Origin of the sequence: Salegentibacter sp. Hel_I_6 (assembly GCF_000745315.1) — a bacterium.
Taxonomy (GTDB): domain Bacteria; phylum Bacteroidota; class Bacteroidia; order Flavobacteriales; family Flavobacteriaceae; genus Salegentibacter.
Genome location: NZ_JQNQ01000001.1, coordinates 2,914,506 through 2,926,716, shown reverse-complemented (window position 1 = coordinate 2,926,716; position 12,211 = coordinate 2,914,506). Strand labels below are relative to the sequence as shown.

General features: G+C 39.7%; 9 protein-coding genes. 5 read left to right on the top strand and 4 right to left on the bottom strand.

Going from position 1 to position 12,211, the window contains the following annotated elements; genetic code table 11:
• The first annotated feature begins 94 nt into the window (after positions 1-94).
• From istA to FG27_RS12825, 3 genes are all read left to right on the top strand, one after another.
• Positions 95-1,648, top strand: coding sequence for an IS21 family transposase (istA, locus tag FG27_RS12835; protein ID WP_037319719.1), 1,554 nt, complete (start codon positions 95-97; stop codon positions 1,646-1,648).
• Between the two features lie 23 nt (positions 1,649-1,671).
• Positions 1,672-2,409 carry an IS21-like element helper ATPase IstB gene (gene istB, locus FG27_RS12830; RefSeq protein ID WP_037322278.1) on the top strand — a complete coding sequence of 246 codons (738 nt, stop codon included), beginning with the start codon at positions 1,672-1,674 and terminating at the stop codon, positions 2,407-2,409.
• A 147-nt stretch (positions 2,410-2,556) separates the two neighbouring features.
• Complete coding sequence (locus FG27_RS12825; RefSeq protein ID WP_231563321.1) at positions 2,557-4,413, top strand: DUF2779 domain-containing protein; 1,857 nt, start codon at positions 2,557-2,559, stop codon at positions 4,411-4,413.
• 8 nt (positions 4,414-4,421) lie between these two features.
• Here FG27_RS12825 and FG27_RS12820 read toward each other — a convergent pair whose 3' ends face one another.
• The 3 genes from FG27_RS12820 to FG27_RS12810 form a co-directional block, all read right to left on the bottom strand.
• The gene (locus tag FG27_RS12820; protein WP_037319717.1) at positions 4,422-4,862 is read right to left on the bottom strand and encodes a hypothetical protein; all 441 of its coding nucleotides are present in this window, start codon (positions 4,860-4,862) and stop codon (positions 4,422-4,424) included.
• A gap of 39 nt (positions 4,863-4,901) precedes the next feature.
• Complete coding sequence (locus FG27_RS12815) at positions 4,902-5,546, bottom strand: EcsC family protein (protein WP_051935851.1); 645 nt, start codon at positions 5,544-5,546, stop codon at positions 4,902-4,904.
• A 151-nt stretch (positions 5,547-5,697) separates the two neighbouring features.
• The gene (locus FG27_RS12810; protein ID WP_037319715.1) at positions 5,698-6,033 is read right to left on the bottom strand and encodes a cyclic-phosphate processing receiver domain-containing protein; all 336 of its coding nucleotides are present in this window, start codon (positions 6,031-6,033) and stop codon (positions 5,698-5,700) included.
• A 402-nt stretch (positions 6,034-6,435) separates the two neighbouring features.
• On the opposite strand from FG27_RS12810, the gene FG27_RS12805 reads away from it, so the two are divergent.
• Positions 6,436-8,289, top strand: a complete 1,854-nt coding sequence (locus FG27_RS12805) for a sensor histidine kinase (RefSeq protein WP_231563320.1) — start codon at positions 6,436-6,438, stop codon at positions 8,287-8,289.
• Between the two features lie 9 nt (positions 8,290-8,298).
• On the top strand, positions 8,299-8,964 hold the full coding sequence (locus FG27_RS12800) for a response regulator transcription factor (protein WP_037319709.1): 666 nt from the start codon (positions 8,299-8,301) through the stop codon (positions 8,962-8,964).
• Positions 8,965-9,789: 825 nt separating this feature from the next.
• Here FG27_RS12800 and katG read toward each other — a convergent pair.
• A complete protein-coding gene (gene katG, locus FG27_RS12795) occupies positions 9,790-12,087 on the bottom strand; it encodes a catalase/peroxidase HPI (RefSeq protein ID WP_037319707.1) in 2,298 nt (765 codons plus the stop codon).
• Positions 12,088-12,211: the final 124 nt, after the last annotated feature.

Here is a 12,211-nt window from a genome sequence, read left to right as displayed (position 1 = left end):
CCACTTTTGGTTTTAAGTTAAGCCTATATCGGTTCGATTTGTGCCACTTTGAAAGATCAAGTAAATAATACCTTGTCGCTTAAAAACAAGCGATATGGCCAATACACTTGATCCAATGGACTTAAAACAAATTATTTCCTTACATCTCGATGGATTTAGCAACCGTAAAATAGGTGCCACCCTTGGGATCTCCCGCAATACGGTAAACACTTATATGCGGCTGTTCAAGGCCAGCGGTTCTTCCCTTAAGGAATTATTGGCCCTTGATAATGCTGGCTTAGAAAAGCTTTTTCCTTCCCACACTACTATTGACAACCCTCGCTATGAGGAGCTGATGTTATACTTTGAGGGGGTCAATAAAGCCCGGAATCATCCAGGATTTACCTTTTTATACCATTATCAGGAATATGTAGCGCAGGCCAAAGATCCTTATGGCTATACCCAGTTTATGGAACACTACCGACGCAAATATGCCAAGGTCAAAGGTTCGATGAAACTTGAACACGATCCTGGAAAGGAAATGTTTATAGATTATGCCGGCAAAAAACTCCACATTATTGATAAGGAAACTGGAGAATTGATCCCGGTAGAAGTATTTGTGGCCATCCTGCCCAACAGCCAATACACCTACGTGGAAGCCTGTAAAAGCCAGAAACGAGAGGACCTGATTACCTGTTGCTGCAATGCCCTGCGCTATTATGGAGGCGTTCCCAAAGCCATTGTCTCCGACAACCTAAAATCAGCAGTTACCCGTGCCAGCAGGTATGAGGCCGATATCAATCGGAGCTTTAAAGACTTCGCACGGCATTACAACTGTGTGATCAATCCTGCCCGGGGCTATGCCCCGCAGGACAAAGCTTTGGTGGAGAATGCCGTAAACCTTGCCTACCAGCGGATCTATTACCCCTTGCGTGAGATGAGCTTCTTCTCATTGGAAGACCTTAACCGGGAGATAAAACGCTTGCTAGAACGGTACAATAACCTATTGTTCTCCCGCAAGGAAGCCAGTCGCAGAGAACTCTTCCAATCCGTGGAACGGGAATACCTAAAACCCCTGCCGGAGACAGTCTATGAACTGAAAGGCTACCGAAGGGCAAAGGTTCAGAAAATAGGCTATGTATACTTCTCCCCGGATAAAAGCTATTACAGCGCACCCTATCGTTACATAGGAAAAGAAACCACCATCCATTATACCAGTTCCGTGGTAGAAGTATATTATTATCATCAGCGGATCGCCCTGCACCAGCGCAACCCATCAAAAGGAAGTTATAATACCAACAAAGAACATTTAAGCAGTACCCATAAATACTATAGCGATTGGAGCCCGGAATTTTTTAAAAAGAAAGCGGCCATACATGGCAAGCATGTGCTGGGCTGTATCGAGAAAATAATCACCGCGGTGGACTATCCTGAAATAGGATACAAACGAGCTATGGGGGTCATCCAGCTCCATAAATCCTATGGCTCCCAGCGATTGGATGATGCCTGTAAAAGAGCTTTGCAGGCAGATGCGGTTACTTACCTGCGCATCAAAAATATCCTGAAAAACAATCTGGACAAAAGCTCCCTGTTTTACCAGGACCTCGAAGAAGATAAACCACACATCCCCAAGCACGATAACTTGCGGGGTGCTTCTGCATATCAATAATAAACCCTTTAAATCCAATGAATATGAATAACAATCAGACTATTGAAAAACTAAAACAAATGCGCTTGGGGGCTATGGCCCAGTTGCACCAACAGCACATAAAGGACAACCGTATAGAGAACATCACTGCTGATGAATACCTCGCTCTGCTGATCGATCACCAATGGGAAGACCGGCAGAACCGGAAGATAGAGCGGCTCTTAAAACAGGCCGGCTTTAAACAAGAGGCGAACCTGGCCGATGTGAATTACACCCAGCAACGAAACCTTGACAAGAACATGTTTACCCGGCTGGGGACACTGGATTTTATCACCAGAAAAGAAAATATAATCCTTACCGGGGCGTCTGGGGTTGGCAAAAGTTACTTGGCCCAGGCTTTAGGGCATCAGAGCTGTATGATGGAATACAAAACCATTTACACCAATACTGCCCGCCTTTTTAAGAAATTAAAACTTAGTAAAGTGGATGGCACTTATCTTAAGGAACTTGGGAAACTCTTCAAAGCAGATTTATTAATCCTGGATGACTTTGGACTGCAGAGTTTTGATAACCACGCCAGGGAAACCCTTATGGATATCATCGATGACCGGTACCACAAAGCATCCACAATTATATCATCACAAATACCCGTATCGGCCTGGTATGATATTATTGGGGAAGGAACTATAGCAGACGCTATTCTGGACAGGATCGTAAACTCCTCACATCGGATTGACCTCAAAGGAGAATCATTAAGAAAAGGAGCTTTAAAGAACGAGTAACATTAATTTTTTATATAATTGCAGTATCTTTTAAAGTGGCACTGTTTGACCGAAACAGGTGGCACCATCACTCCGAAATAGCCACTCTTCTACACCAAAAAGAAAGAGTACGCGAACCGGAAGCTGGAAGATCCATTTTTAGAAGCTTTGGCTCAAGGTGGCTTTCAGGTAGAAGAACTGGCACGGCTTCATTATCCCGATGGAATTTTAATTGAAAACAACGACTGGAACTATGACTTGCTGGCAAAACAAACAGAGGAACTGCTCCAACGGGAGAACGTAGTGATCTTTGAGGCGGCTTTTAAATTTGAAAATCTCTTTATCCGAACCGATATTCTGGTGAAGCGTGGAAATAATATCCAGCTCATAGAGGTTAAAGCGAAATCCTTTGATCCAGCAGATGAAAACCTGTTGATAGGGAAGCGTGGTGGACTCGTTAGCGGTTGGAAACCTTATTTATTCGATGTGGCTTTTCAGAAGTATGTGATCCAAAAATGTCATCCTGGGTGGAAGATCAAGTCTTATTTGATGCTAGCCGATAAAAGCAAGAAGGCGACCGTTGAAGGCCTTAATCAACTATTCAGGATCAATAAAACCGCCAATAACCGCACGGGAATTACCAGGAAGGTGGACAGGCTGGAAGAAATTGGAGATAGCGTATTGGATAAAATAAACATAGATATTATCCTGGATGAAATTGAGACAGGAAAACATCTTTGCTATGAAAATCTGGGTCTGGAACAAAGCATTAACCTATTTTCAAAACATTATGCAACTGACAAATTCTTTAATGCCCCTGTATCCTACTCCAACTGCAAGAGCTGTGAATTCAGAGCTACGAAAGAGGAGCTGGCCGAAGGAAAGAAATCGGGTTTCAGGGAATGCTGGGCCGGACAGTTGGGCTGGAGCGAGAACGAGTTCAACCAACCGGTTATCTGGGATATCTGGAACCTGCACTATTTAAGGGGACCTAAGCTTTTTGAAAATGATAAATTCTTTTTCAGGGATTTAAATGAGGATGATCTTGGAGTAAAACCTGAAGCCGGAAAGATCTCCTCTTCTGAAAGACAATGGATACAAGTAGAAAAGACCCGGAGTGATGAACCGGGGCCGCATATTTTAAAAGAAGAACTGAAACAGGAGATGAAAAGCTGGAAATTTCCGCTTAATTTCATTGACTTTGAAACCAGCGCCACTGCCCTCCCCTTCAACAAAGGCCGCAGACCTTACGAGCAGGTTGCCTTTCAATTTTCTCATCATAGCGTGGATGCGGCGGGTAACGTGAAACACGAGAGTGAATACATCAATTTTGAACCCGGGAAATTCCCAAATTTTGAATTCGTACGCGAGCTTAAAAAAGCACTTTCAAAAAATTCCGGCAGTATCTTCAGGTACGCACCCCACGAAAATACCATCCTGAATGCTATTTATCGGCAACTGGAAGAGTCTGACGAAACTGACAAAAAAGAATTACAAGAATTTATCAAACACATCACCCAATCCAAGAAAAAGGCTACGAAAAAATGGAGTGGCGACCGCAACATGATCGACCTGTTTCAGGTAGTCAAGGATTATTATTACAGTCCGCTCATGGGTGGCTCTAACTCCATTAAAGCCGTCCTTCCTGCGGTTCTCAATTCTTCAGAACTGCTAAAACAGAAATACTCCCAATCTATTGGCGACATCGGACTAACCTCAAAAAACTTTAATCATGCGCATGTTTGGCTACAAGTTGAAGATAACAAGGTTGTGAATCCGTACAAAATGCTTCCTCCCCTCTTTGCCGACTGGAAAGAGGAACAAACAGAAAAAACCGTCTCCGGCCTCACCGGGATCGCTGATGGCGGCGCTGCACTTACTGCCTACGGCAAACTCCAGTACACAGACATGCCTGAGAACGAGCGCCTGGAAATTAAGCTATCTTTACTTAAATACTGCGAACTTGATACCCTGGCGATGGTTATGATCTGGGAGTATTTTAGAGAGATTACTTTAACAGTCTAATCTCCCATCTACCTTGATAGTATTTCTTTTACTTTTTGCTGAATCCCTCTATCTGCTCTAGCCGCAGCATTTTTAGATAATGCAACATCTATTCTGTGACTAGAGACAATATTAGCATTAGACAACCAATCTTCTAGTTTCATTTTCCCTTTGGATTGATTAATACTGCGCAAAGTAACAGCCACATTTTCAGGGCAATTTACCACCTCTGCAATTTCAGAATTGGTTAAGCGTTCACGATACTCCATAAAAACAGCTTCTGAAGATCGAATGTGTTCATAGTCATAGCAATCACCGCCACGTAAGATTTTCCCTGTATAACAATCTTTAAAAAGTGCTCTACCATCTCCTCCACTCTCCAAAGATTTTTGATGCATTTGAGTTTTTGTTTTTGTAAAGAGTAAATCTATTTCATATCGGTGATACGGGCGGTTTGGATCGAAATTCATTAGTTCTAGCAGAAAAAAACTTCTGATTAAAATATTGCGTTAATTAGCCTGAATAAAAGTTCTTCGCGCAGTATTCCCTATTAAGTTGGTTGTTACCCCATCAAATGTTCCACCTATCAAACCTCCGATAAGTGGCACAGCTTTACCCATATTGATTGCACCTTTTTGCCCGAATTTAGTTAAGAGTCTAAAGCCTATTTTTTGATTGATTGCTGTGACCGTTTTACCAGAAATATTCGCAATCATTTTTTGAGTTACTTTTTGACCAACCACGATTCCTATATCTTTTAAAATATCCTTTGCTCCATTTCCAGCCATACAAACATAAACCAAGGATTTAACTCTGTCATCTCTTAAATCATGTCCCCCCATATGAGCTATGGCAGCAATCATTCTAATTTGAACATACATAACGCTGGCTAAATTAGCAGGAATAGCTACGGGCATTGTCAATAGTCCTCCTAAACCTGTAAGAAATCCACTTGTGGTTGCTTTAGTGTTTTGCCATCTTATCAAAGAATTACAATTTTGGATATTGGTCTTTCCATTTCCTCTATAGCTATCAGCCATTTCTTGGGCAGAATCGAAGCCTGTTATTCCATTTATCGCTTTATCATAGGAGTAGTCCAAGGCTTTCATGATCATACCTTGATCCATTTTTTTTGGTTTAGTTTCTTTTTGCATTAATTTGGGATTAAGTTTTAATAAAGTTCTGTATTACCGTACACTATAAAACGGTAGCTATTTTTAATTTTTTATAAATCTAAATTTTATGTTAAAGCGAAAGAAGAGCGTTTAGTAAACGTGTGGATCTTATAAGTAACCGTAGAAAATTTCAACTCTTTTTCAAAAACTGAATATAGTTGCTCAACAATCCCCTAATCTGCTCCGCCGCAACAGGGTTGGCTGAGTGAACTTTAAATTGCAGCTCCCGAAGGTCAAAACCCGATTCGTACACCAACCATTTTGCTGCGTCATATCCATCTGGTGCTATTTCTCCATTTTCGTCTAAACCCAGATCATTATCAAAGCTGATAAAATCCGGGAGACCGTTTTGTTTTATGTACTTTACGAAATCAGCATAATTCCTTACCACAATAAAATCTTTTGCTTCAATTGTATCATATACCATCTCCGGGGTACGAATATCATCTAGAAATAACTTTTTCATACTTACTTCATATAGTTCATAGTAATCTTACTTTCGGTTCTGAAATCAGAATAAGATTCCGCTTCGTCCTTTAATTTTCCTTTACCCCTACTTATTGGAAAAGTCACAGACTGAAGCGGATCTATTCTTAACATTAAACAACACGAAGCAATTAACTTCGCTACTTATATTTTCAAAGATGAAAGGAAAGGACGTCAAACTATGACGCGAGAGAATGAATGTTGAAAAAAAATACAATTATCCATCTACAAAACATCAGACAACGCTAATTAATATAATCAGCCAGGCCGCTATTTTTTAGCGGCTTTTTTTATTTATTTTCGCTTTATGAACCCACGCCCCCTTCTTCATATTTATTGTATTTTATGTTTCCTGCTTTTATCCTCTTGCAGCAACGAAAAGATGTCTTCTGAGCCTTCGGAACAAACCAGGACAGATTCTTCATTTACCTATTTTGAAAAGGGAAAAAATTCTAAAGAAATCAGGGATAAGATCGCTAATTTCAATAATGCACTTCAAAGCAACACGGATAAAAATGATACCCTAATTCCCGATCTCCTGGACTATAAAATTTATTATCATATAAAATTAAAGGAATATGATAGCTCGCTTTATTTTTCAGATTCTCTTATAAATACCGCTAAGGCACAAAATGATTCAAGTTATATTGCAAAAGGATACTACAGGAAATCTGCAATTTTTGATTACTTAAATAGCGATGAGGAAGTTTTTGAAAATGCTTATAAAGCGCGGCAACTCTATTTAAAAATTGGGGACACTGCCAATGCCGGACGAAGAACTACTGAAATGGCCATTGCACAAAGCCAATTGACCGATCATACCGGGGCTCAGCAAACTGCCACCGAGGCTTTAGGGTATCTTGCCGATGAAGATTCTACCTTTGTAAGCAGCGCTTTTAATACCATTGCTACTGCCTACCGTAACCAGGGATTTTATCAGGATGCCATAACCGAATGGCAAAATGCCCTTAACTATGCTGTTACAACTAGAGATAGCCTGAGCAACCTGAATAATATTGCGCTTGCTCTTCAGGATCAAAAAAAATACGACGAGGCTATAAAAATTTTTGAAAGGATTATCGAAAGATCCAATTCAATAAGTATTCTTTCTAAAGCCAGGTTTGTGGATAATCTTGCCTATACAAAATGGTTACAGGATTCTTCGGCCAAAGTCAGGGACGAGCTACTGGAAGCTACGAATATTAGGCGGGAACAGAATGATAAGAATGGTCTTCTAGCCAGTTATGATCATCTTGGAGATTATTACCGAAATAAGGATTCCCAAATTTCAAAACTGTATGCCGATAGCTTATTATTAGCCGCTAAGGATATTAATAGTAAGAATGCCGAGCTTACCGCTATAGAAAAATTAATTCAACTTTCTTCTTTAGAAAAAGCCAGGGATTTATCTAATCGTTATATACAGCTTAATGACAGTATAAAAGCTGAAAATATTCAGTCAAAAAATCTCTTCGCTAAGATTAGGTTCGATGAGGAACAAAAGCAAAAAGAAATTAATAATCTTGAGGCTGAAAAAATAAAACAACTACTGGAAACAGAAGAACTTAAGAGTCAAATCATCATTCTCTCCCTTGGAGGATTATTGCTTATAGTATCTGGTGGATTCGGATTTTTCTACCTGAGACAAAAGCACTTGAAAGAAAAGATTCGCGAAACCCATAAAACGGAAACCAGAATTTCCAAAAAAATTCACGATGAGTTGGCCAATGACGTTTATAATGTGATGAGTAGTTTGGAAGCAATTGCACCTGCAGCAACGATGGACAGAATTGAACACATTTACAAGCTTACCCGAAATATTTCCAGGGAAAACAATGAAATTAATACCGGTGAGGGATACCTCGATCAACTCGTAGCATTACTCTCTTCAATTTGTCCTAAAGATGCCAGGCTTATTTTAAGCGGTGAAAAAAGCATTGCCTGGAATGATTTAAATATCGAGAAAAAGCTTGTGATTTATAGGGTGTTACAGGAGATCATGATCAATATGAATAAACACAGCAAAGCAAGTTTGGTGGCAATTATATTTTCTTCTGAAAAAAATCTATTAAAAATTCAATATTCCGATAACGGGATTGGTGTTAAAAAAGAAAGCCTAACATCAGGAAATGGGGTTCAAAATATGGAAAACCGTATTTTTTCTATAAATGGAAAACTTAAATTTGATACCGCACAGGAAAGAGGATTAAAAATACTCATCCAAATTCCAATATAGATTAAGGGTATGTTTAAAAAGGTATTAGTTGCAGAAGATATGGACAGCATTAATCACGCTGTAGCATCTATTTTAAATGAATTGAATATTCCGGAAATAACTCACGCGCAATACTGTGACAAGGCCTGGCTTTTGGCTAAAAAAGCTTTACAAGATGACAAACCTTTCGATTTACTTATTTGTGATCTCTCCTTTAAAGAAGATCATCGGGATGAAAAGATCAAATCCGGAAAAGAACTTATCGCCCTTTTAAAATCTGAATATCCCGATCTCAAAATTCTTGTAAATTCTATAGAGGATCATCCCCAAACGGTAAAAGAATTATGGGAATCTGGTAATATAGACGGCTATGTTTGTAAAGACCGTAGAGGATTAAAAGAACTAAAAATAGCAATTGAAAAACTATGGAAAGGGAAAACTTATAATTCCCCAACAATAGAGAAGGCTTTAAACCAAAATAATTTACTGGTTCTAAACGATTTTGAAATCAATATTGTAAAATTTCTTTCCAACGGACTTACGCAAGACCAAATCCAAGAGGAATTAAAAATCCTGAATATAAAACCCAGAAGTAAAAGTGCGATTGAAAAAAGGCTAAAAGATTTGAGAGATGAGTTCAACGCCAACACTAATCCTCATTTGGTCTCCATAATGAAAGATCTACAACTGATATAATATTTAAAATTAGGTAAATATTGAGTTGAAATTATTTTAGAGGAGAATGGTTTATTTTAGGGTGAAGAAGTGTATTAAAATTTCAGCCAAACGTTAAATTTTGTTAAAGCGAGACCAATCCGGTGACCAAATTTCTGTGGCCTCTGAAAAGACTTGTAAACACTGGTAACTAGAAAAAACGGTCGTTCCCTCCGACTCCACTTTTTGAGTACAAAACAATCAAAAACCCCAAAATCCCAGGATTTACGGGTTTTTTTGTTTTAAGATGGTAAACTGCCTCTATACTTTTACGAATGAGATTTCAATGCCTTTACGGTGAAATGAAAACCTCTGAAGCTATAATCTAAAATTATATTAAAGAAACTATTAAGAAATATATAACTAGCGGTTATAGAGTCCGCAGCGGTTATATTACAACTTCGAACAATATCGCTGAGAACGCCAGAAGCTTTATGTGGAATATTTGAATTAAAAGAAGCGAAGATTTATTAAATGACTTTTTAAACCAGCCGCAGAAACGTGGCATTGGGAAAATTCTGGAAGGCTTTATGGGACTTTTTTTTCAATTTGTTACCTTTTTTGCTCTTAAAAACTATAATGAAGTTTATTTCAAAAACAACATAATTCCATATCTAAACTACTTTTAGCTAGAAAAGGTAAAAATTTTTATCTCAAGAATGATGTAATGATTACGAGAATATTATCTCCTCCATCTCAAAATCATCTTAACGATTTTGCTTTTTATGGAAACTAATTTAGTTCTTTTCTATAGAACCCGATACTATCACTGATAATACCGGGTTTTAAAATTAAGGAGAATGAAGTTTAGTCGTCTTTAACGTCATACCTATCCAGCATCATTACTTTATCCCAGGCTTTCACAAAATCTTTTACAAATCGCTCTCTTCCATCTTCAGCACCATATACTTCAGCGATATTTCGCAACTGGGCATTAGATCCAAAAATCAGGTCACAACGGGTCGCTGTATATTTAATATTTCCAGTCTCCCGATCTTTAATGTCAAAAAGCATTTCCTTGTCGTTCTGCGGAACCCATTCATAGTCCATACTTAAAAGAACCTGAAAGAAATCATTGCTTAAAGTTCCAGGACGATCAGTAAAAACTCCGTGTTTGGAGTGATCAAAATTTTGATCCAAAACTCTAAGGCCGGCAGTTAGAACAGTCCATTCCGGTGCATTTAGCGTAAGTAGCTGTGCGCGATCCAGGAAGATTCTTTCAGCAGGTACGTTGTAACCCACTTTATCATTGTGATAATTTTTAAAACCATCTGAAACCGGTTTCAGCCAGTCAAAACTTTCCACGTCGGTCTGCTCTGAAGTGGCATCTGTACGGCCTGGAGTAAAAGGTACATTTACACTGAAACCACCTTCATTGGCCGCTTTTTCAATAGCTGCGCAACCTCCAAGCACTACAAGGTCTGCCAGGGAAACCTTTTTATTTTCAGACTGATTCCCATTGAAATCCTCTTTGATAGATTTTAGAGTTGACAAAACTTTATTGAGTTCATCAGGTCTGTTTAGATCCCAGCTATTTTGTGGTTCCAAAGCGATACGAGCACCATTGGCCCCGCCACGTTTATCTGAATCACGGTAAATAGCCGCAGAAGACCAGGCTGCTGAAACCAATGCCGAAACCGACAGGTCGCTGTCTAGGATTTGTTGTTTTAGGCCTGAAATATCGACTTCTTCAATAATGTTATAATCTCTTTTTGGTACTGGATCCTGCCATATTAAATCTTCTTCTGGAACTTCCGGCCCCAGGTAACGATCTTTTGGTCCCATGTCTCTATGGGTCAATTTATACCAGGCTTTTGAAAATGCATTGGTGAAATACTCAAAGTCATTCAGGAATTTTTGACAGATTTCATTATAAGCTGGATCTACTTTGAGAGCGATATCCGAGGTCATCATCATCAAATCGTTCATCTTTCCTTCCTCGTGAGCATCTGGCGTTTTTGGCGCATTTGCGTCTTCAGGAGTCCATTGAACTGCTCCGGCAGGACTTTCAGTCTTCTTCCATTCAAATTTGAAAAGGTTGATCAGGTAATTATTATCCCAGGTTGTAGGGTCTGGAGTCCAGGAACCTTCAATTCCGTTGGTCATGGTATACTTTCCAAAACCGGTTCCTTCAGAATTTTGCCAGCCCATTCCCATAGCCTGCAATGGTGCGGCTTCTGGAGCAGGACCAATTTTATCTGCGCTTGCCATTCCGTGGCTTTTTCCGAAGGCATGTCCACCTGCAATCAAAGCAACGGTTTCCTCATCGTTCATCGCCATACGCTTAAAAGATTCACGAATGGCCATTGCGGAATCCTTAGGTTCGCCATTTCCGCCGGGACCTTCCGGATTTACATAGATCAAAGCCTGGTGTGTTGCCGCTAACGGATTCTCTAGGTCACGGTTTGGATCTGATGGCTCTCCTTTCCAACGTAAATTCTGGGTTACCATCTCCTCAGGGTGCCCGTCGTAATATTCACCAACTTTAGATTCTTTAAAGGGTTTACCGTTCCAGAATTCAGGTCCCCAATAAGTACTGCGATCAGGTTCCCAGGCATCGCGACGCCCACCTCCAAAACCGTATGTTGGGAAATTCATGATCTCCAAAGCACAGTTTCCGGTGAGTACAATAAGATCTGCCCAGGACAGAGAAGCTCCGTATTTTTGTTTAATTGGCCAAAGGAGTCTTCGGGATTTATCGATATTTCCATTGTCCCACCAGGAATTAATTGGACCGAAACGTTGCAGCGCCTGCCCAGCTCCTCCACGACCATCTGCAATACGATAAGTCCCGGCAGAATGCCAGGCCATACGAATCATTTGAGGGCCGTAATTATTATAATCGGCCGGCCACCAGTCTTTGGAATCGACCAGCATTGCTTTTATTTCTTTCTTGAGTTGCTGAAGGTTAATTTTATTGAAAGCCTCCTTATAATTTTCATCGCTTAAAGGGTTTGCAACGGGTTGTTCCTGGTGAAGCAATTCTACCTGTAATCTGTTAGGCCACCAGTCATCTAGTTGTGGTGAAGTTCCAATAGCCCCACCAATCCTGGTGCCTCTAAATGGGCACTTAGACAGATTATCTGGATTGTCCATGTTTTTCATAATAATAAGTATTGTTGGTTTAAAAAATAATTTTAATGTTGAATGGCTAGTATTTTTCCTGGCAACAAATTTTTAGAACTATGTCTTGTAATCTGGCCTAATGATCCAATACCGAAGAGCTATA

What these genes read in the sequence shown, in the direction of transcription:
- FG27_RS12805 (WP_231563320.1), top strand. Translation starts at nt 6,436, where the DNA reads ATGTCTTCTGAGCCTTCGGAACAAACCAGGACAGATTCTTCATTTACC.
- FG27_RS12800 (WP_037319709.1), top strand. Translation starts at nt 8,299, where the DNA reads ATGTTTAAAAAGGTATTAGTTGCAGAAGATATGGACAGCATTAATCAC.
- FG27_RS12810 (WP_037319715.1), bottom strand. Translation starts at nt 6,033, where the DNA reads ATGAAAAAGTTATTTCTAGATGATATTCGTACCCCGGAGATGGTATAT.
- istA (WP_037319719.1), top strand. Translation starts at nt 95, where the DNA reads ATGGCCAATACACTTGATCCAATGGACTTAAAACAAATTATTTCCTTA.
- FG27_RS12815 (WP_051935851.1), bottom strand. Translation starts at nt 5,546, where the DNA reads ATGCAAAAAGAAACTAAACCAAAAAAAATGGATCAAGGTATGATCATG.
- katG (WP_037319707.1), bottom strand. Translation starts at nt 12,087, where the DNA reads ATGAAAAACATGGACAATCCAGATAATCTGTCTAAGTGCCCATTTAGA.
- istB (WP_037322278.1), top strand. Translation starts at nt 1,672, where the DNA reads ATGAATAACAATCAGACTATTGAAAAACTAAAACAAATGCGCTTGGGG.
- FG27_RS12820 (WP_037319717.1), bottom strand. Translation starts at nt 4,862, where the DNA reads ATGAATTTCGATCCAAACCGCCCGTATCACCGATATGAAATAGATTTA.